Below are 20,108 nucleotides of genomic sequence, written 5' to 3'. Positions count from 1 at the left end.
GGGGTTCAGTGGGTGGCGACCGTGATGCCCTCCAGGAACGGTTCGAGGGCCGCGCGCCAGGCGGCCGGTTGGTCGTAGTGGAGGTAGTGGCCGGCGTCGGGGATCTCGGCGTACTGGCCGGCGGGCAGGACGCGGACCATCTCCTGGGCCTCCGCGCGGCCCAGTTCGCCGTCCAGCCCGCGCACCACGAGGGTGGGGCAGCGGACCTGGGCCAGTTCCTCCCAGTGGGCGTCGTGCACCCACGTCTCGCGGGCCGTCAGCATCTGGTCGCGGGAGAACAGCGGGCGCCAGCCGTCCGGGGCCTCGTGCATGACCTCGGCGAAGAAGGCGCCGCGGCCCGGGTCGGGGCGCTCCACCCGGGGGTCGTCCTCCCCGAACCAGCGGCGGGCGGCGTCCTGGGTGGGGAAGGGCAGCGGCCAGCGGCGGAACCATTCCTCCCACTCCGCTTGCGAGGCCGCCCCCAGGGCGGAGGCCCGCATGTCGCAGATGACCAGGGCCCGGACCAGGTCGGGGCGGCGGGCGGCGAGCTGCCAGGCGGTGAGGGCGCCCATGGAGTGGCCCACGAGGATCACGGGGGCGAGGCCGAGCTGCTCGACGGCGGCCTCGGCATCGGCCACGAAGGCCTCGCGGCCCAGCGGGGTCGTGGCGTCGGGGCCCGGATCCGGGCCGGAGCCCGGTCCTCCGCCCGCGCGGGATCCCGACGCCGGACCGTAAACGGAACGGTGCCGGCGACCGCGGTCGGGGTCGAGGTCGGGGCGGTGCCCGGGACCGTGCCCGGGACGGGGGACGGAGTGGGGGCTGGGGGCGGGGTCGGGTCCGGAGTCCGCGCCGGCCTCCGGCCGGTCGCTGTGGCCGTGTCCGCGCTGGTCGAGGGCGACCACCCGGCGGTGCTCGCCGAGCCAGCGCGCGGTGTCGGCCCAGTGGAGGGCGCGGCCCATCAGGCCGTGGAGTAACAGGACGCCGGGGGTCCGGGGATCCTCCGGCGGTTCGCGGAATTCCCAGGCGGCCAAGCGGAGGCCGTCGGCCCCCGTCACATCGATGCGTCGTACCACCGCGGATGCACCCCCTTCGCTCCCGGCCAGACTATCGAACCCGCATTCGAAAACGGGCGTCTCGCCGACAACACCGCTCTTTCGAGTGACCTTGCTCAAGGATTGGCCGCCGCTGCCGATGGAGATCCTTTCAGCAGGGAGGCGGGCCGCTCGGGGAAGACGGTCCGAAGGGGATGACCTTGAGAGCTCGGGGCTCCAGGTCAACCAGGGGAGGACGGGTCCCGGCGCCGCGAGGCGCCGGGACCTTCCGTTTCCACCGTTCCACCCATGGCCGGCCCGGCGTCGACCGACGCCGGACGCGGGATCAGCGCTTGGCGACGAACACGTGCGAGGCGATCTCCGCGTCCAGTTCGGCCGCCTCACCGCCACTGCCGACCAGCACCCCGCCGGGGGACTCCGTCACGCTCACCACCGAACCGGGCTGTACGCCCGCCCGGCGCAGCGTGTACATCAACTGGGCGTCCGTCTGGATCGGCTCGCCGATCCGGCGGACGACCACCGTCTTGCCCTCGGTGCCCGGGTCCAGCTCGGACAGGCTGACCATGCCGTCCTCCAGGAACGGATCGGCCTCGGCCTTCTCGCCCAACTCCTCCAGGCCCGGGATCGGGTTCCCGTAGGGCGACTCGGTCGGGTGGCGCAGCAGCTCCAGCACGCGCCGCTCCACCGCCTCGCTCATCACGTGCTCCCAGCGGCAGGCCTCCGCGTGCACCTGCTCCCATTCCAGGCCGATCACGTCGACGAGGAGACACTCCGCGAGACGGTGCTTGCGCATGACGCGGGTGGCGAGCTTGCGGCCCTCGTCGGTCAGCTCCAGGTGCCGGTCACTGGCGACCGCCACCAGACCGTCGCGCTCCATGCGCGCGACCGTCTGGCTGACCGTCGGGCCGCTCTGGTCGAGCCGCTCGGCGATCCGGGCGCGCATGGGGACCACACCTTCCTCTTCCAGCTCCAGAATGGTGCGGAGATACATCTCCGTGGTGTCGATCAGTCCGGACATTCGTGCCCCTCGGATTGCGTGCGCTGGCCCTGCCCCCAATTCTGACGCATCGGGCCGACAACCGTCCCGCGCCGAGCGTCAAGGCATGTACGGGACATCTCCCCCCGCACCGACCCGGGCCGTCCGGCCCCCGCCGCCCGGGACCTCGGTCCGGGGATTGACGCCCGTATTGACACGCCCTTGGTCCAGACCGCACGGTGAGCGGCGGACACCACGACGCACCCCCACCGCACCGCATCTGGAAGGGCCTACGGCGTATGAGCGAGAGCAAGCTGGCCGGGCAGTTCTTCGACGCCGCCATCGGCCTGCTGGAGCGGGTCCGCGACGAGGAGGGCCCGCGGATCGCCGAGGCCGGAACGGCCATCGCCGAGGCCGTCGCCTCCGGGAACCGACTGTTCGCGTTCGGCGCCGGACACTCCTCGCTGCCCGCCCAGGACGTGGTCTACCGGGCCGGCGGCCTCGCGCTGATGAACTTCCTCGCCGTCCCCGGCACCGCCGGCGTCGACGTCATGCCGGCGACACTGGGCAGCGCCCTCGAGCGGGTCGACGGTCTGGCCGGAGCGGTTCTGGACAGCAGCCCCGCCTCGGACGGCGACGTACTGGTGATCATCTCCCTCTCGGGGCGCAACGCGCTGCCGGTCGAGATGGCCATGAACGCCCGCGCGATCGGGCTCAAGGTGATCGGCGTGACCTCCCTGGCGTACGCGACGGAGACCCGGTCGCGGCACGTCTCGGGCACCTACCTGAAGGACCACTGCGACATCGTCCTCGACAGCAAGATCGCGGTCGGTGACGCCGAGCTGACGGCCGACGGCATCGACGCCCCGTTCGCCCCCGCCTCCACGGTGGTCACCAGCGCGATCATGCAGGCGGTCATGGCGGCGGCGGCCGGCGAGCTCGCCGCGCGCGGCCTGGAGCCGCCGCTGCTGCGCTCGGGCAACGTGGACGGCGGCCACGAGTGGAACGGCCGCGTGATGCAGGAGTACGGCGACCGGATCTTCTTCCGGCACTGAGCGCTTCGCCCGCCCCACGACCGGCCCGCGGGAGACCCCGGACCGGCTACGCCGGGCGCCCCGCCAGGTCCAGGTCCGCGGCGACGCGGGCGGCGACCTCCTCCGCGTACAGCGCGTCCGCGCGCTCGAACGCAGGCCGGGAGGGGCCGCGCAGGAAGGTGAGCGTGCCCAGGGTCCGGCCGCGGCTGCGCAGTACCGTGCACAGGGCGTGCGCGGCCCCCGAAGGCCACCGTCGGGCGCGGGCCCACGCCTCGGCCGCCTCGCCGCCGGGGGCCCCGGGGGCGCTGGCGCGGACCGGGCCGATCCGGTCCAGGGCCTGGAGCGCCGGGTGCGCGCTCTCGTAGCGGACCGGGATCGCGCCGGGTCCGGGCAGGGTCAGCGTCCGTCCGGACGGTGAGGGCGTCGAGCGGACGAGGCGGCGCCCCGAGTCGGCCGCGAGTACGTCGACCAGCGCGTGGTCCGCGAAGCCGGCCAGCGCGTAGTCCAGGCGGACGGCGGCGGCCTCGGTCGGGTCCTCGCAGTCGGCGGCGGCCCGGCCGGCGCGGTGGAGCTGGTTGGCCCGGAAGCGCAGCTGCCCGGTGTCCAGTTCGGCCTGCCGGCCCTCGGTGACGTCCTGGAACAGCCAGCCGACCCCGAGCGGCACCGGCTCCTCGGCGAGCGGGGAGGCCAGGCGCAGGAACCCGGACCGCCAGCAGCGCCGCCGCACCCCCTCGGGGGTGCGCACGGACACCCACAGCTCCAGCGGGGCGGGCGGCGCGCCCTCGGCGAGGACGTGCTGGAGCGCGCCCTCCAGTTCCTCGACGCCCTGTTCCAGCAGGTCTCCGAGCGGCCGGCCGAGCAGCGCGGCGCGGCCGGCCCCGAAGGCGCGGGCGGCGTGGGTGTTGACGACGGCCGGGCGCAGGTCGACGTCGACGAGGACGACGCCCCAGGAGGCGTCGTCCATCAGCGCCTCGCTGAGGGCGATGGAGCGTTCGAGGTCGATCTGGGCGTGGACCTCGCTGAAGGCGCAGTACACGCCGGCCGGTTTCCCGTCGGCGCCCGGCACCCCGGCGGACTGGGTGCGCACGAGGACGCGGCCGCCGTCCTTGGTCAGCAGGGCGAACTCGTGGACCCGCCGGCCCGGGGCGTCCTGCGCCGCCATGAGCCGGTCCTGTACGTCGTCGGCGTCGGCGGGGCGCACCGCCCAGCCGGCGAACCCGTGGCGGCCCACGGCCTCGGCGGCGGACCAGCCGAGTATCCGCTCGGCCTCGCGGTTCCAGTGGGTGATCACGCCGTCGGCGTCGAACGCGCACAGGGCGGCGTCCATCCCGTCCAGCAGCGCTGCCAGCAGATCGTCGGTGGTCTCACCACGTCCGGAAGCACTCACCCGGCACCCCCCGCAGGTGTTCGCGTGTGCGGCACGTCAGATCATTCAACTGGAACGTGACGCACACCACACGCACTTCCCGGAATCGTCCCGGAATGTTCCGCGCGATGCCGGCCGGCGGCCCGCGGCGTCGTGCGCGCAGGTCGCCGCGGCGGCCGTCAGTCGGCGGTGACCAGCAGGACCATCGCGACCAGGAAGGCCACCACGATCCCCACCGTGCCCCACATCAACGCGGCGACCGTCCGCCGCTCGCGCGCCGCCTGCCGGTCCATGCGGCGCAGCGCCGGCGGGTCGGCCTCCCAGTCGGGGCCGCGCAGCTCCTCCCAGGCGGCGCGCAGGGCGTCGACCTCGCGCCGCACGTCCACGTGGTTGTCGTCCACGTACATGAGCCGGAGGCGGCGCCCGGTGGAGTCGTAGGCGTACGAGACCAGGTTCGGCCGGTTCCCGGCCATGGCGGCGCCCGGATGGGGCACGGCCCGGATGTCCTGGACGTCCTCCCAGGCCAGGCGGCGGCTGCCGGTGAAGCGGCGGACCCGGATCCCCTTGAGGTCGGCGGAGGTGGAGCAGCGCTTCGACGCCCACACCAGCCAGCCGAAGAAGATCAGGATCACGGCCATGACCAGGGCCTTCACCCCGCCGGGGGCGTCGTCGAGGTTCATGACGGACAGGGCGACGCCGGGTGTGCCGATGCCGACGGCGACGTAGACGGCGGTCATCTGTCGGGCGTGGACGCGGTACTCGCGCGGCAGAAGTCGTGCGCTCATGACACCCCTCCCCGACGGCCCCGGTGCGGGAGGGTCAGTGTAAGGAGTAACTCCCTTGAGAAACAGGGAAGTTGCAGGGCATTTCGGGAGGTCGAAATCCCGCCCCGATAAATCGGTTGAGGCGCTCCCGGGGCGGGCCTAGGCTCTGCCGTACACGAGAAGGGAGGTGGTTCCCGAAATGTACGGAAACCGGACGCGTGAGGTGGCTGCGGGCTAGGGCCCGTCGTCAGCAACGCACCCAGTGCGGTGCCAGGCGTAGTGCCCGGTACCAATCCCAAGCAGTCACCCGACCCGCGGGCTCGCCGGCACGTCCGGCCGGCTCCTCTCACTGCAGGAGAGGAACCCGAGCCCGCGGGTCGTCTGCGTTCCCGGCGCCGAGGCCGGGCCGAGGCCGATCGCGGCGCCGGCGTCCCGGCCCCGAGGGCCTACGGGCAGAGCCGCTCGACCCGCCACTCGCCGTCGTCCGCGACGTAGCGCAGCCGGTCGTGCAGGCGGTTCTCGTGCCCCTGCCAGAACTCCACCGCGTCGGGCACCACCCGCACCCCGCCCCACTCGGGCGGCACCGGCACCTGCTCCCCCTCGGGGTAGCGCTCCGCGAGCTCGGCGTAGCGGCGGTCCAGCTCCTCGCGCGAGCCGATCACCCGGGACTGCTCGCTCGCCCAGGCGCCCAGTTGCGAGCCGTGCGGGCGGGAGCGGAAGTAGGCGGCGGTCTCGTCGCGGCCGATCCGTTCGGCGGAGCCCGTGACGACGACCTGGCGGGCGACGGTGTGCCAGGGGAAGAGGAGCGAGACGAACGGGTTCTCGTCGATCTCCCGCACCTTGCGGGATCCGTAGTTGGTGAAGAAGACGAAGCCCCGGTCGTCGAACCGCTTCAGCAGCACCGTGCGGGAGCTGGGGCGTCCGGCGGCGTCGGCGGTCGAGACGATCATGGCGTTCGGTTCGAAGACGTGCGCGACGGCCGCCTGCCGGAACCAGCGGGCGAACTGCGCCATCGGGTCGTCCGCGAGGCCCTCCTCCAGGACGATCTCGGAGCGGTACTGCCTGCGCATGACGGCGGGGTCAAGGTCCTGATGGGTCACGCCGCCATCCTGCACCAGGACACCGGCGGCCGGTGTGCCGTATGTCACGCTTCCGAACCACAAGCGGAACGGACAAAATCTTGGGGCCGGTCCGAGGGGCCCCGCGAGGGTGACCATCGGCCGTGCCGGGCATCAACGGGGATGACCGCGCCGGACCGCGAATCACGCCGGGAGCCGCGCGTGTTCGCACTATCTGAGGAGCCGCCTGATGTCCGATTTCGTACCCGGACTCGAAGGGGTCGTCGCGTTCGAGACGGAGATCGCCGAGCCCGACAAGGAAGGCGGGTCGCTGCGCTACCGGGGGGTGGACATCGAAGACCTGGTCGGCCACGTCTCCTTCGGGAACGTGTGGGGCCTGCTGGTCGACGGAGCGTTCAACCCCGGCCTGCCGGCCGCCGAGCCCTTCCCGATCCCGGTGCACTCCGGCGACATCCGCGTCGACGTGCAGTCCGCGCTCGCCATGCTCGCCCCGGTCTGGGGCCTGAAACCGCTGCTCGACATCGACGAGGCCACCGCCCGCGACGACCTCGCGCGGGCCGCCGTCATGGCCCTGTCCTACGTCGCCCAGTCCGCACGCGGCCAGGGCCTGCCCATGGTCCCGCAGCGCGAGATCGACAAGGCCGACTCCGTCGTCGAGCGGTTCATGATCCGCTGGCGGGGCGAGCCCGACCCCAAGCACGTCAAGGCCGTGGACGCCTACTGGACCTCGGCCGCCGAGCACGGCATGAACGCCTCCACCTTCACCGCCCGCGTCATCGCCTCCACCGGCGCCGACGTGGCCGCCGCCCTGTCGGGCGCGGTCGGCGCGATGTCCGGCCCGCTGCACGGCGGCGCCCCCTCGCGCGTCCTCGGCATGATCGAGGAGATCGAGCGGACCGGCGACGCCGTCGCGTACGTGAAGAAGGCCCTGGACCAGGGCGAGCGCCTGATGGGCTTCGGCCACCGCGTGTACCGGGCCGAGGACCCGCGCGCCCGCGTCCTGCGCCGCACCGCGAAGGAGCTGGACGCCCCGCGCTACGAGGTGGCCGCCGCCCTGGAGAAGGCCGCGCTGGAGGAGCTGCACGCCCGCCGCCCCGACCGGGTCCTCGCCACGAACGTGGAGTTCTGGGCCGCGATCATGCTGGACTTCGCGGAGGTCCCGGCACACATGTTCACCTCCATGTTCAGCTGCGCCCGCACCGCCGGCTGGTCCGCGCACATCCTGGAGCAGAAGCGCACGGGCCGCCTGGTGCGCCCGTCGGCGCGCTACGTCGGCCCCGGCCGGCGCGACCCGCGCGACATCGAGGGCTACGCGGACATCGCCGCGACCGCCTGATCCGGCACGGTCCGCGCACGACCACGGGCGCCGCTCCCCGCACCGGGGGGCGGCGCCCCGTCGCGTCAGGCCAGCGCGGCGTCCAGGATCCGGGACCACTGGGCGACGACGCGGGCCCGGCGGGCCGTGTCGTCGGTGAGCACGTTGGCCAGGCCGAGGCCCCGGGCCATGTCGAGCAGGCCCTGCACGGTCTCCCGTACGCCGGGCACGGACTCGTCGGCGCCCAGCAGCTCGACGGCGATGCGGTGGGTCTCGCGGCCCACGCGGGCCTCCAGCTCGGTGACCTGCGGGCGCAGCTGGTCCTCGTTGGAGGCGGCCACCCACAGTTGCAGCGCGGCCCGGAAGAGGGCGCCCGTGTACAGGTCGACGAGCGCCTCGACCACGGCCGGGCGGGGTGCGGGCGCGGTGTGGAACAGCTCGCGCAGGGCGGTGGAGCGCTCCTCGGCGACGTATTCGACGGCGGCCGTGAAGAGGGCCTCGCGGGTCGGGAAGTGGTGCTGCGCGGCGCCCCGCGAGACGCCGGCGCGTTCGGCGACGACGCCGACGGTGGAGCCGGCCCAGCCGTGTTCGGCGAGGCAGGAGACGGCCGCCTCCAGGAGGTGGCGTCGGGTGACCCGGCTGCGGGCCTGCTTGGGGCCGGTCACCGTACCCATGCGGCGTCCCGGCGCTCGAAGCGGGCGGTGATGCCCTCGCGGGCCTCGTCGGAGGCGAAGAGGCGGGCGGACAGCTCGCCCAGGCGGGCGCCGTCGCGTTCCAGCGCCTCCCGTACCGGCGCGCTGACCAGGGCCTTCGTCTCGGCCAGGGCCTGCGGTGCGGCCTTGCGCAGGCCGGCGAGGACGGGCGCGAGGGCCTCGTCCACGTCCCCGTCGGTGTGCAGGGTGAGGAGTCCGACGCGGGCGGCCTCGGCGGCGTCGAAGGCCTCGGCGGTCAGCAGGTAGCGGGAGGCCGCGCGCGGGTCGAGGCGGGGCAGCAGCGGCATCGAGATCACGGCCGGGGCCAGGCCCAGGTGGGTCTCGGTGAAGGCGTACGTGGACGCGGGCCCGGCGGCGGCGATGTCGCAGGCGCCGAGCAGCCCGAGGCCGCCGGCCCGCACGTGTCCGGTGACGCGCGCGACGACGGGCTTGGGCAGCGTGACCACCTCGCGCAGCAGGGCGAGGAAGTCGGCGGGGTCGCACGGGGACTTCAGGTCGGCTCCGGCGCAGAAGGTGGTGCCGGTGTGCGTGAGGACGACGGCCCGGGCCCCGGGGTCCGCGCCGGCGGCGGCGAGAGCGGCGCGCAACTCGGCGACGAGGCCGGTGGAGAGCGCGTTGCGGTTCGCCGGGGAGTCGAGGGTGAGCGTGGTGACGCCGTTCGCCTGGCCGGCTTGTACGAGTGGGGGCATGTCTCCTCCGGAGGGCGGGGCGCGGGGCGGACGGGCGGCGGGCCGGGACGGGCGGGGTGGTGCGGGAGCGGGGTGACGCGGTGCGGGTGGTGCGGGTGCCGTCCAGGGCGGGTGCGGCGTGCGGCGCCCCCTTGTGGATCAGAGTGTGCAAGCGGCGCCGCCCGCCGCCAAATCCCGCCCCGCGCCCCGGCTCCTCCCCCGGCCCCTTCCCACCCCTCCCGGGTGCCCCTAGTAGGACTTGGGCAGGCCCAGCGTCTGGTGGGAGACGAAGTTGAGGATCATCTCGCGGCTGACCGGGGCGATGCGGGCGACCCTGGCCGCGGTGATCAGCGAGGCGAGTCCGTACTCGCGGGTGAGGCCGTTGCCGCCGAGGGTGTGGACCGCCTGGTCGACGGCGCGCACGCAGGCCTCGCCGGCGGCGTACTTGGCCATGTTGGCGGCCTCGCCCGCGCCGAGGTCGTCGCCGGCGTCGTAGAGGTGGGCGGCCTTGCGCATCATCAGGCGGGCCAGCTCCAGCTCGATGTGGGCCTGGGCCAGGGGGTGCGCGACGGCCTGGTGGGCGCCGATGGGCTCGCGCCACACCTGGCGGGTCTTGGCGTAGTCGACGGCGCGGGCGAGGGCGTGGCGGCCCATGCCGATGGCGAAGGCGGCCGTCATGATCCGTTCGGGGTTGAGGCCGGCGAAGAGTTGCAGCAGGCCCGCGTCCTCGTCGCCGACCAGCGCGTCGGCGGGCAGCCGCACGTCGTCGAGGACGAGCTCGAACTGTTTCTCCGCCGCCTGGAGTTCCATGTCGATCACGGTCCGGCCGAAGCCGGGGGCGTCGCGCGGGACGATGAACAGGCAGGGCTTGAGGCGTCCCGTGCGGGCGTCCTCGGTGCGTCCGACGATGAGGGTGGCGTCGGCGATGTCCACGCCCGAGATGAACACCTTGCGGCCGGTGAGGATCCAGTCGTCGCCGTCCCGGCGGGCGGTGGTGGTGATGCGGTGGGAGTTGGAGCCGGCGTCGGGTTCGGTGATGCCGAAGGCCATGGTGCGGCTGCCGTCGGCGAGGCCGGGCAGCCAGGCCCGCTTCTGGGCCTCGGTGCCGAAGCGGGCGATGACCGTGCCGCAGATGGCGGGCGAGACCACCATCATCAGCAGCGGGCAGCCGGCCGCGCCCAGTTCCTCCAGGACGAGGGAGAGTTCGGCGATGCCGCCGCCCCCGCCGCCGTACTCCTCGGGCAGGTTGACCCCGAGGTAGCCGAGCTTGGCGGCGTCCGCCCACAGCTCGTCGGGGTGACGGCCCTCGCGGGCGGTGCGGGCGAGGTACTCGCGCCCGTAGCGCTGCCCGAGGGCGGCGACGGCGGCGCGCAGGGCGCGGTGTTCCTCGGATTCGACTTCGACGGCGGCGGGGCTCATGACGGCGTTTCCTCCTGGACTACGGCGAGCAGGGCGCCGAACTCGACCGGGCGGCCGAGGGCGGCGTGGAGCGCGGTGAGCGTGCCGGAGGCCGGAGCGAGGATGCGGTGCTCCATCTTCATGGCCTCCAGCCAGAGCAGGGGCTGCCCGGCGGTGACGGCGACGCCGGGGGCGAGGCCCTCGGCGATCCGGACGACGGTGCCGGGCATGGGGGCGAGCAGGGAGCCCGGTTCGGTGCGGTCCCGGTGGTCGGGGAAGCGGGGCACGGGCACGAGGGTGTGGGAGCCGAGGACGGAGTCCACGTGGATCTCGGGGCGCCCGTCCGGCTCGTTCGTCCGATGTTTCACGTGGAACATCCGCCGGACGCCGTCGACTTCGAGCGTGACGAGCTCCCGCCGGGCCTCGACGACCCGGACGCCGGGGTGCTCGATCGGCCGGTGGCGGGCCTCGAACTCGGCGCCGTCCACGGTGTAGCGGCGGCTCTGGGGCGCGGAACGGAGGTTGCGCCAGCCGCCGAGGCGGGCGGCGAGGGGGGCGCCGGGCGCGGGGGCGGCCTCGGCGAGGGCGGCGGCGAGGACCGCCAGGGCGGGGTCGGGGCCGCCGGCCGTCAGGGTGGGCAGGTGGCGTTCGTAGAAGCCGGTGTCGAGCCGGGCGGCGGCGAAGTCGGGGTGGCGCAGGGAGCGTACGAGGAGGTCGCGGTTGGTGGTCAGGCCGTGGATCCGGGCCCGGGACAGGGCGTGGGCGAGGACGCGCACCGCCTCGGCGCGGGTGGGGGCGTGGGCGATGACCTTGGCCAGCATGGGGTCGTAGTGGACGCCGACGGTGTCCCCGGCGGTGAAGCCGGTGTCGACGCGGACGGCCCCGGGGATGTCGAGGGTGTGCAGGGTGCCGGTCTGGGGGCGCCACTGCCGGGCCGGGTCCTCGGCGTAGAGCCGGGCCTCGACGGCGTGGCCTGTCGCGGTCGGCGGTGTGGCGGGCAGCGCGGCGCCCTCGGCGATCCGCAGTTGCAGGGCGACGAGGTCGAGGTCGAAGACGGCCTCGGTGACGGGGTGTTCGACCTGGAGGCGGGTGTTCATCTCCAGGAAGTACGGGCGGCCGTCGTCCCCGACGAGGAATTCGACGGTGCCGGCCCCCCGGTAGGAGACGGCCCGGGCGGCGGCCACGGCGGCGGTGTGCAGCCGCTCGCGCAGTGCGGCGGGCAGGCCGGGGGCGGGTGCCTCCTCGATGACCTTCTGGTGGCGGCGTTGGAGGGAGCAGTCGCGGGTGCCGAGGGCCCAGACGGTGCCGTGGTCGTCGGCGAGGATCTGCACCTCGACGTGGCGGCCCCGCTCCACGTAGGGCTCGGCGAAGACCTCTCCGTCCCCGAAGGCGGACAGGGCCTCGGCACGGGCGGTGTCGAGGGCCTCCTTGAGGGAGTCGAGGTCGCGCACGATCCGCATGCCGCGCCCGCCGCCGCCGGCCGCGGCCTTGAGCAGCAGCGGCAGGTCGGCGGCCGTGGCGGCGGCCGGGTCCACGGGCTCCAGCAGGGGTACGCCGGCCGCCCGTACGAGGTCCTTGGCCCGGGTCTTGGAGGCCATGGCCTCGATGGCCTCGGGCGGCGGGCCGATCCAGACCAGGCCCGCGGCCAGGACGCGGCGGGCGAAGTCGGCGTTCTCGGAGAGGAAGCCGTACCCGGGGTGGACGGCGTCGGCGCCGGCGGCGCGGGCGGCCTCGACCAGCAGGTCGGCGCGCAGGTAGGTGTCGGCGGGGGCGGCGCCGGGCAGCCGGACGGCGGCGTCGGCCTCCCGGACGTGCAGGGAATCGGCGTCGGGGTCGGAGTGGACCGCGACGGTGTGCAGGCCCATCGCACGGGCGGTGCGGAAGACGCGGACGGCGATCTCGCCCCGGTTGGCGACGAGGAGGGAGGTCAGGGAGATCGGGTTCTTCGGGGTGGTCGGGTTCTTCGGGGTGGTCGGTTCGGTCGGGTTCATCGCGTTCGTCATGTGCGGGCTCACATCCGGAAGACGCCGAAGCCGCCGCGGGCGCCCTCGACGGGGGCGTTGTGGACGGCCGACAGGCACAGGCCGAGGACGGTACGGGTGTCGCGGGGGTCGATGACCCCGTCGTCGTACAGCCGCCCGGACAGGAACATCGGCAGGGACTCGGACTCGATCTGGGCCTCGACGAAGGCGCGCATCCCGGCGTCCTGTTCCTCGTCGTACGGGAGCCCCTTGGCGGCGGCCGACTGGCGGGAGACGATCGACAGCACGCCCGCGAGCTGCTGGGGGCCCATGACGGCGGACTTGGCGCTGGGCCAGGCGAAGAGGAAGCGGGGCTCGTAGGCCCGTCCGCACATGCCGTAGTGGCCGGCGCCGTAGGAGGCGCCGATGAGCACCGACAGGTGCGGGACGCGCGAGTTGGAGACGGCGTTGATCATCATGGAGCCGTGTTTGACGATGCCGCCCGCCTCGTACTCCCGGCCGACCATGTAGCCGGTGGTGTTATGGAGGAACAGGAGCGGGATGTCGCGCTGGTTGGCGAGCTGGATGAACTGGGCGGCCTTCTGCGATTCGGCGCTGAACAGCACCCCCTGGGCGTTGGCGAGGATGCCGACGGGATAGCCGTGCAGACGGGCCCAGCCGGTGACGAGACTGGTTCCGTAGAGCGGCTTGAACTCGTCGAAGTCGGAGCCGTCGACGATGCGGGCGATGACCTCGCGGGGGTCGAAGGGGGTCTTCAGGTCGGGCGGGACGATCCCGAGGAGTTCCTCCGGGTCGTACAGGGGCTCGGCGGCGGCCGGCGGCTCCGGGTGGGCCCTGCGGTGGTTGAGGCGGGCCACGATGCGGCGGGCCTGCCGGATCGCGTCGTGCTCGTCGAGGGCGTAGTGGTCGGCGAGTCCGGAGGTGCGGGCGTGCAGGTCGGCTCCGCCGAGGGACTCGTCGTCGCTCTCCTCGCCGGTGGCCATCCTCACGAGCGGCGGGCCACCGAGGAAGACCTTCGAGCGCTCCTTGATCATGACGGTGTGGTCGGACATCCCCGGGACGTACGCGCCGCCGGCGGTGGAGTTGCCGAAGACGACGGCGACGGTGGGGATGCCCTCGGCGGAGAGCCGGGTGAGGTCGCGGAAGATCGCGCCGCCGGGGATGAAGATCTCCTTCTGGGAGGGCAGGTCGGCGCCGCCGGACTCGACGAGGCTGACGACGGGCAGGCGGTTGCGCCGGGCGATCTCGTTGGCGCGCAGCGCCTTCCGCAGCGTCCAGGGGTTGCTGGCGCCGCCGCGGACGGTGGGGTCGTTGGCGGTGATCAGGCATGTGACGCCCTCGACGGTGCCGATGCCGGTGACCATCGAGGCACCGACGGGGTAGTCGCTGCCCCAGGCGGCGAGCGGGGACAGCTCCAGGAACGGGGTGTCGGGGTCGAGGAGCAGTTCGACGCGCTCGCGGGCGAGGAGCTTGCCGCGGGCGCGGTGACGGGCGGTGTACTTCTCCCCGCCGCCGGCGAGGGCCTTGGCGTGCTCGACGTCCAGGGCGGCGAGGCGCTCCAGGGCGGCGGAACGGGCCTTCGCGTGCTCCGGGTCGAGCGGGTCGACGGTGGTGGCGAGGCGGGTCATCGGGTCCCCTCCGGGGCGGACGGCGGCAGGAGGTGCGTCGGGATGTCGAGGCGGCGGGCGCGGAGCCATTCGCCGAGGGCCTTGGCCTGCGGGTCGAAGCGGTGGCCGGAGGCGACGCCGTCGCCGAGGATCCCGGTGACGGTGAAGTTGAGGGCGCCCAGGTGGGGCAGCTCGTGCCGGGTGACGGGCAGCGCGGCGGTCTCGGGCAGCAGGGCCCGCAGGGTCTCGACCGTCAGGGTGTCGCGCAGCCACGGCCAGGCCTCGTCGGTCCGGGCCCAGACGCCGATGTTGGCGTCCCCGCCCTTGTCGCCGCTGCGGGCGCCGACCACGGCCCCGAGCGGGGCCCGGGTGGTGGGCCCGCCTGCGCCGCGGGCCCCGGGACGGGCGGGGCCCGCCTCGGCGCAGGCCGCGCCGGACGCGGGGGCGGGGGCGGGCGCCGCGTCGGGCGCGCGGGCGGGGGTGGGGGCGGGGAGGGCCGCCGGATCGGATGCCGGGGCAGCCGCCGGGAGGGCCGCCGCGTCGGGCGAGGGGGCGGGCGCCACGGTGGTCGCGGGCTTCCCCGGCGCGGGCGACGGCGGCGGGGCGACGCGCAGGCGGGTGCCGTCGGGGAGGACCGCCGTGTGGGGGACCTCGGCGGCCGGGACGAGGGCCGAGGCGAACACCCCGTACGGCTGCGCCGGTCCGGGCGGGGAGGTGACGTGGAAGCCCGGGTAGCTGCCCAGGGCGAGTTCGACGGCCGCCGAGGTCAGGGCCCGGCCGACCGGTTCCGGGTCCGGGTCGCGGACCACCAGCCGCAGCAGGGCACTGGCGGCCTCCTGCGTGTCGGCGTCCTCGTGGTCGGTGCGGGCCAGCGTCCAGGTGTGGGAGGCCGCGCCCTCCAGCGGCCCGGCCATCTGCTCGCGCACCAGCGCGGCCTTGGCCTCGACGTCCAGGCCGGTCAGGACGAAGACGACCTCGTTGCGCCAGCCGCCGATCCGGGTCACGCCCACCTTGAGGGTGTCCGGCGGCGCCTCCCCCCGCACCCCGTCGATCCGTACCCGGTCCGGGCCGTCGGGTGTGAGGCGGACGGTGTCGAGGCGGGCGGTGACGTCGGGGCCCAGGTAGCGCGCGCCCTGCGTCTCGTACAGCAGTTGGGCGGTGACGGTGCCCGGGGTGACGGCGCCGCCGGTGCCCGGGTGCTTGGTGACGACCGCCGAGCCGTCCTCGTGGATCTCGGCGAGCGGGAAGCCGGGCCGGCGGACGTCGTGGTCGGTGAAGAAGGCGTAGTTGCCGCCGGTGGCCTGGGTCCCGCACTCCAGGACGTGCCCGGCGACGACCGCTCCCGCGAGCCGGTCGTACTCCTCGGGGCCCCAGTCGAACCACCAGGCGGCCGGGCCGCTGACCAGGGCCGCGTCCGTGACCCGGCCGGTGACGACCACGTCGGCGCCGGCCCGCAGGCAGGCCGTGATCCCGGCGCCGCCGAGGTAGGCGTTGGCGGTGAGCGCCCCCTGCCCCCAGGGCATCAGGTCGTCGCCCTCGACGTGGGCCACCGAGATCGGCAGGCCCGCCTTCGCGGCGAGTTCCCGTACGGCGCCGGCCAGGGCGGCCGGGTTGAGGCCACCCGCGTTCGTGACGATCCGCACGCCCCGCTCGTGCGCGAGTCCGAGCCCGTCCTCCAACTGCCGCAGGAAGGTCTTGGCGTAGCCGAGGTCCGGGTTCTTCAACCGGTCGCGGCCCAGGATGAGCAGGGTGAGTTCGGCGAGGTAGTCCCCGGTCAGCACGTCCAGCGGGCCGCCGGTCAGCATCTCGCGCAGCGCGCCGAGGCGGTCCCCGTAGAAGCCGGAGGCGTTGCCCACACGCAGCGGACGGCGGCTCACCGCGCGCCGCCCGCCGGGGCGCGGCCGGGGCCGGCGGGGCCCGCGAAGGCCTGGGCGATGTCGAGCCAGCGGTCGGCGTCGGGGCCGGTGGCGGTCAGCGCGAGGTCGCAGCGGTGGGCCCGGCGGGTGACCAGCAGGCAGAAGTCGAGGGCGGGCCCGGTGACGCGCCCTTCGGCGTCGGCCGGCCCGTACGCCCACGTGCCGGAGCCGTCGGGAGCGTCGAGTTCCACCCGGAACTCGCGCTCGGGCGGGGTCAGTCCGCGCAGGGCGTACGCGTAGTCGCGGGTGCGCGTCCCGATCCGCGCGACGTGCCGCAGCCGGGCGGTCGGGGCGCGGCGCACGCCGAGGGCGTCGGCGACGTCCTGGCCGTGCGCCCAGGTCTCCATGAGGCGGGCGCTCGCCATCGAGGCGGCCTTCATCGGGGGCCCGTACCAGGGGAACCGGGCGCCGGGCGGGGCCGCGGCGAGGGCCGCGTCGAGCGCGGCCCGGCCGGACCGCCAGCGGGCGAGCAGCTCGGCCGGTGCCAGGCGTACGCCTTCCTCGGCGCCCTCGTCGACGAAGGTGTCGGGGGCCTTGAGGGCCGCCAGGGCCATCTCGGCGAAACCCTCGGCGTCGGTGAGGGAGAGCAGCGCGGCCCGGTCGGTCCAGTGCAGGTGGGCGATCTGGTGGGCCACGCTCCACCCGCTCGCGGGGGTCGGCAGGGCCCAGTCGGGGCCGGGCAGCGCCCCGACGAGGAGGTCGAGTTCGAGGCTCTCGTCCCGGAGGTCGGTGAAGACGGCGACGGCGGACGGATCGGGCACGGTGGTGCTCCCCTCTCGGCGTGAGGGGAAGCCTGGCAGGGCCCCACAAAACAATCAAGCATGCTTGCATTATTTTTCGCCGCGTCTCCCGCACCCCTGCCGCCCCTTCCTTCGCTCCGTCAACATCCCTACAGCTCAGCTGTGTTGGCGGTGCGGATGCGGGGCGGGGGCGGGGCGGTCGCGGCGCGCGCACGTTGGCCGCTTCGCGCCAGTCCGGCCCACCGGCGCGGAGGGCCGCGGCCCCGGGGCGGCGCACGGTCCCTCCAGCGCGGCGGGCCCGCGCGGGGCGCGGAGCGGACGGGGCGGATCCGGCCGTCCCCGCGCGGACCACCGGGAAGGCCCCGCCGGCCGTGCGGATACTGGGGGCGCCGCGCGGTCGCAGCCGCAGTCGCAGCCACCGGCGCGGCCGCATCCGAACACGTCCGTGCCGACCGACGACGAGGATGAACCCGCCGTGGAACGAGCTGCCCCCTCCGGCCGGAGCGACCGGCCCGAACCCTCCCGCAGGCCCGCCCCGGGCGCCCGACCCGGACCCCCGACCCCGCCCGGCCCGCCCGTCCTGCCCGTCCTGCCCGCCGCCGCCCTCACCGCGTTCGCCGACGCCCTGGAGCGGGGCGGCGACCTCTCCGCACTGCCGCGCGAGCTCGCCGCCGTGGCCGAGGCGGCGCGCGCCGTCGCCGTCTTCGGCCGGGAGCGGGTCACCGGCGCCGGCGGGGACCGGCTGGACGCCGCGCTGTGGCGGCACTCCGACGCCGGGCCGCGCCCGGTGGTGGTGCTGCCCGCGCCCTGGAGCGACCTCGGCTGGGTGACGTACGCCGTCCAGGGGGCGCTGCTCGCGGCGCGCGGCTACGACGTGCTGGCCTACAGCCCGCGCGGCTTCGGCGCCTCCGAGGGGCAGGTCGACTTCGCGGGCCCCCTCGACGTGACCGACGCCCGGCGCGCCCTGGACCACCTGGCCGGGCGGGCGGCGGGCCGCGTGACCGGGGCGGGGTTCCTCGGGTTCTCGTACGGGGCCGGGATCGCCCAGTTCGCCGCCGCCCACGACGCCCGGGTGGACGCGGTGGCGGCCCTCGGCGGCTGGGGCGACCTCGGCGAGGTGCTCTACGAGAACGCCACCCGCCGCACCGCGGCCGTGCACGCGCTGCTCACGGGCGCCGTGCGGGCCCGGCTCTCGCCGCGCACGGAACGCGCCCTGGAGAACGTCCTGACCGGGCGGGAACGGGCCGCGACGCGGCAGTGGGCGGAGCGGCGTTCACCCGTCACCCACCTTAAGGAGTACGCCCGCAGCCGGGTGGCGGTGTTCCTCGCCCAGTCCTGGCAGGACCCCCTCTTCCCCGTCAACCAGACGCTGCGGTTCTTCGACGAGCTGACGGGCCCCAAGCGGCTCGACCTCACCGCCGACCGTCCCGCCGACGGGCCCGCCGGGGACGGCCCCGCCACCGCGGGGCTGCTGGGACGCCCGGACCGGGCCTGGACGGACGCGCACCGCTGGTTCGACCACCACCTGCGCGGCGTCGACAACGGCATCGACTCCGAGGGCCGGGTGGTCGGCGAGGTGACGGGGACCGGGCGCCTGGAGCACCGCCCCGGTTGGCCCACCTTCACGGGCCCGCTCCACCGCCTGTACCTGACGGGCGCCGGGGAACTGGCCGACGCGCCCGACCCGGGCTGGTCGGCACACGTGCTGTGCGGCGTGGACGCCCCCGACCCGACCGCGAGCCCCGCCGCGGACCCGACCGCGGACCCGACCGCGGGCCCGACCGCGGGCCCGACCGCGGGCCCGACCGCGGGCCCGGCCGCCCGTGCGGCCGCCGACCCGGCCTCCCGTGCGGCCGCCGAATCGCTTCGCCTCCCCTCCCCCGACCCGACCCCGCCCGACGCGCCCGCCCGGTGCGCCGGGGACCGGCGGAGCGGGGCCGTCTCCTGGGTCTCGGCCCCGCTCGCGGAGACCGCCCGGCTGCGCGGCGCCCCGCGCCTGCGCGTCACCTACCGGGCCGCGAACCCGGGCTCCAGCTTCGTCGCCCGACTGCTGGACCTGGCCCCGGACGGTTCCACGCGGCCGCTCACGCAGGCCCCGTACAGCGACCTCGACTCGCCGCCGGACAGCCTGGTGCCGGCGGACATCGTGCTCCAGGCCGTCGCGCACGACGTCCCGCGCGGGCACCGGCTGCTGCTGGTCCTGGCCGCCCGCGACGCCTTCCACGCGGACGCGAACCCGCCCCGCGCCACGCTGGCCTTCACCTCCCCCGAACCGACGCCGTCCCGCGTGGACCTGCCGGTCGACCCGTGGAGCACCGGGGCGGGCGCCTGACCCGGCGCGGTCGGGTGACGCGCCGGTGCCGTCAGGCGGGGGTCGGGCCCGGCTCCGCCGGCGCGCGTCCGCCGGTCTGGGAGCGCACCGCGCCCATGCTGGCCGCGATGACCAGGGCGATGGCGAGCGCGTCGAGCGTGGTCATCGCCTGGTTCAGGACCAGGAATCCCGCCGTGGCCGCGATGGCCGGCTCCAGGCTCATCAGGATCGCGAAGGTCGGGGCCGGCATCCGCCTCAGGGCGAGCAGTTCCAGGGTGTAGGGCAGGACGGACGACAGCACCGCCACCCCGAGGCCCAGCGCCAGCGTGCTCGGCACCACCAGGGCGGACCCGGCCTCGGCCAGGCCCAGCGGCAGGGAGACCACGGCCGCGACCGCCATCGCCAGCGCGAGGCCGTCCGCCTGCGGGAAGCGGCGGCCCGTACGGGCGCTGAAGACGATGTACGCCGCCCACATGGCGCCCGCGCCCAGCGCGTAGGCCGCGCCCAGCGGGTCGAGGCCGCCGAAGCCGGCGCCGCCGCCGTGCCCGGCCAGCAGCACCACTCCGCCGAGCGCCAGGCCCGCCCAGAGCAGGTTCACGAGCCGGCGCGAGACGATCACGGACAGGGCCAGCGGGCCGAGGACCTCCAGCGTCACGGCGGGGCCGAGCGGAATCCGGTCGATGGCCTGGTAGAACAGCCCGTTCATGCCGGCCATGGCCAGACCGAACGCGACCACCGTGCCCCAGTCGGCGCGCGTGTGCCCGCGCAGTCGGGGCCGGCACAGCAGGAGCAGGACCAGCGCGGCGGCCGCGAGGCGCAGGCTGACCACGCCCGCCGCCCCCACCCGGGGCATGACCATGACCGCGAGGGCGGCGCCGAACTGCACCGACACCCCGGCGGAGACCACGAGCGCCACGGGGCCGAACCGGGTCCGGAGGGACCCGACCGAGCCGGTCGGCGGGGTGGAGGGGGTGCCGGGCGCGGAGGCCTCGGCCACGGGGGCCGTGGTCGCGGGCGGCGATGTCGCGGGGGAGGTCGTCGGGGACGAGGAGGGGCCGTGCATGAATCCAGACTAAGCCGCATGTAAGGGCCATGCCCGCGTGTTTTGCCTTACATCGCCCTTGGGGGCCGCAACACCGACAACCCGGCACGCCCGCGCACCGCTCGTACGCCGCTCTCGCCGTGCTCGCGCGCCCGTCGCGTCTCAC

The 20,108-nt window shown here is 75.3% G+C and carries 16 protein-coding genes; 3 read left to right on the top strand and 13 right to left on the bottom strand.

Annotated elements, in window-relative coordinates; genetic code table 11:
• Positions 1–5: 5 nt before the first annotated feature.
• Both ACZ6ZI_RS24750 and ACZ6ZI_RS24745 read right to left on the bottom strand, forming a co-directional pair.
• Positions 6–1,052, bottom strand: coding sequence for an alpha/beta fold hydrolase (locus ACZ6ZI_RS24750; protein ID WP_469524251.1), 1,047 nt, complete (start codon positions 1,050–1,052; stop codon positions 6–8).
• A gap of 304 nt (positions 1,053–1,356) precedes the next feature.
• Positions 1,357–2,049: a metal-dependent transcriptional regulator gene (locus ACZ6ZI_RS24745; RefSeq protein WP_363055443.1), complete on the bottom strand. Its 693-nt coding sequence runs from the start codon at positions 2,047–2,049 to the stop codon at positions 1,357–1,359.
• 257 nt (positions 2,050–2,306) lie between these two features.
• Between ACZ6ZI_RS24745 and ACZ6ZI_RS24740 the strand changes: the two genes are divergently transcribed.
• Positions 2,307–3,062, top strand: coding sequence for an SIS domain-containing protein (locus tag ACZ6ZI_RS24740; RefSeq protein ID WP_363055444.1), 756 nt, complete (start codon positions 2,307–2,309; stop codon positions 3,060–3,062).
• Between the two features lie 46 nt (positions 3,063–3,108).
• Here ACZ6ZI_RS24740 and ACZ6ZI_RS24735 read toward each other — a convergent pair whose 3' ends face one another.
• From ACZ6ZI_RS24735 to pdxH, 3 genes are all read right to left on the bottom strand, one after another.
• On the bottom strand, positions 3,109–4,428 hold the full coding sequence (locus tag ACZ6ZI_RS24735; RefSeq protein WP_469524248.1) for a PAS domain-containing protein: 1,320 nt from the start codon (positions 4,426–4,428) through the stop codon (positions 3,109–3,111).
• A 158-nt stretch (positions 4,429–4,586) separates the two neighbouring features.
• Positions 4,587–5,192, bottom strand: coding sequence for a PH domain-containing protein (locus tag ACZ6ZI_RS24730; RefSeq protein WP_469524246.1), 606 nt, complete (start codon positions 5,190–5,192; stop codon positions 4,587–4,589).
• A 425-nt stretch (positions 5,193–5,617) separates the two neighbouring features.
• Positions 5,618–6,241 carry a pyridoxamine 5'-phosphate oxidase gene (gene pdxH, locus ACZ6ZI_RS24725; protein ID WP_469524462.1) on the bottom strand — a complete coding sequence of 208 codons (624 nt, stop codon included), beginning with the start codon at positions 6,239–6,241 and terminating at the stop codon, positions 5,618–5,620.
• A gap of 238 nt (positions 6,242–6,479) precedes the next feature.
• On the opposite strand from pdxH, the gene ACZ6ZI_RS24720 reads away from it, so the two are divergent.
• Complete coding sequence (locus ACZ6ZI_RS24720) at positions 6,480–7,586, top strand: citrate synthase 2 (RefSeq protein WP_469524244.1); 1,107 nt, start codon at positions 6,480–6,482, stop codon at positions 7,584–7,586.
• A gap of 65 nt (positions 7,587–7,651) precedes the next feature.
• Here the strand turns inward: ACZ6ZI_RS24720 and ACZ6ZI_RS24715 are convergent, their stop codons facing one another.
• From ACZ6ZI_RS24715 to ACZ6ZI_RS24685, 7 genes are all read right to left on the bottom strand, one after another.
• Positions 7,652–8,239: a TetR/AcrR family transcriptional regulator gene (locus ACZ6ZI_RS24715; RefSeq protein ID WP_469524243.1), complete on the bottom strand. Its 588-nt coding sequence runs from the start codon at positions 8,237–8,239 to the stop codon at positions 7,652–7,654.
• The gene (locus ACZ6ZI_RS24710; RefSeq protein WP_469524241.1) at positions 8,227–8,967 is read right to left on the bottom strand and encodes an enoyl-CoA hydratase family protein; all 741 of its coding nucleotides are present in this window, start codon (positions 8,965–8,967) and stop codon (positions 8,227–8,229) included. The genes ACZ6ZI_RS24715 and ACZ6ZI_RS24710 overlap by 13 nt, the downstream gene beginning before the upstream one ends.
• A gap of 228 nt (positions 8,968–9,195) precedes the next feature.
• Positions 9,196–10,365 carry an acyl-CoA dehydrogenase family protein gene (locus ACZ6ZI_RS24705; protein ID WP_469524239.1) on the bottom strand — a complete coding sequence of 390 codons (1,170 nt, stop codon included), beginning with the start codon at positions 10,363–10,365 and terminating at the stop codon, positions 9,196–9,198.
• The gene (locus ACZ6ZI_RS24700) at positions 10,362–12,335 is read right to left on the bottom strand and encodes an acetyl/propionyl/methylcrotonyl-CoA carboxylase subunit alpha (protein WP_469524460.1); all 1,974 of its coding nucleotides are present in this window, start codon (positions 12,333–12,335) and stop codon (positions 10,362–10,364) included. The genes ACZ6ZI_RS24705 and ACZ6ZI_RS24700 overlap by 4 nt, the downstream gene beginning before the upstream one ends.
• Before the next feature lie 20 nt (positions 12,336–12,355).
• The gene (locus ACZ6ZI_RS24695) at positions 12,356–13,954 is read right to left on the bottom strand and encodes an acyl-CoA carboxylase subunit beta (RefSeq protein WP_469524237.1); all 1,599 of its coding nucleotides are present in this window, start codon (positions 13,952–13,954) and stop codon (positions 12,356–12,358) included.
• A complete protein-coding gene (locus tag ACZ6ZI_RS24690) occupies positions 13,951–15,738 on the bottom strand; it encodes an acyclic terpene utilization AtuA family protein (RefSeq protein WP_469524458.1) in 1,788 nt (595 codons plus the stop codon). Before ACZ6ZI_RS24690 ends, ACZ6ZI_RS24695 begins: the two co-directional genes overlap by 4 nt.
• Before the next feature lie 68 nt (positions 15,739–15,806).
• Positions 15,807–16,610, bottom strand: coding sequence for a TIGR03084 family metal-binding protein (locus tag ACZ6ZI_RS24685; protein WP_469524236.1), 804 nt, complete (start codon positions 16,608–16,610; stop codon positions 15,807–15,809).
• Positions 16,611–17,064: 454 nt separating this feature from the next.
• Between ACZ6ZI_RS24685 and ACZ6ZI_RS24680 the strand changes: the two genes are divergently transcribed.
• Positions 17,065–18,921: an alpha/beta fold hydrolase gene (locus ACZ6ZI_RS24680; RefSeq protein ID WP_469524234.1), complete on the top strand. Its 1,857-nt coding sequence runs from the start codon at positions 17,065–17,067 to the stop codon at positions 18,919–18,921.
• A gap of 31 nt (positions 18,922–18,952) precedes the next feature.
• Here the strand turns inward: ACZ6ZI_RS24680 and ACZ6ZI_RS24675 are convergent, their stop codons facing one another.
• Positions 18,953–19,963 (bottom strand): EamA family transporter, encoded by a 1,011-nt coding sequence (locus tag ACZ6ZI_RS24675; RefSeq protein ID WP_469524232.1) that lies wholly within the window; start codon positions 19,961–19,963, stop codon positions 18,953–18,955.
• Between the last annotated feature and the right edge of the window lie 145 nt (positions 19,964–20,108).

The sequence above is a fragment of the Streptomyces sp. NPDC103540 genome (genome assembly GCF_055584445.1).
The sequence above is the reverse complement of the archived record's forward strand: the minus strand, read 5'-3'. Positions and strand labels throughout refer to the sequence as shown.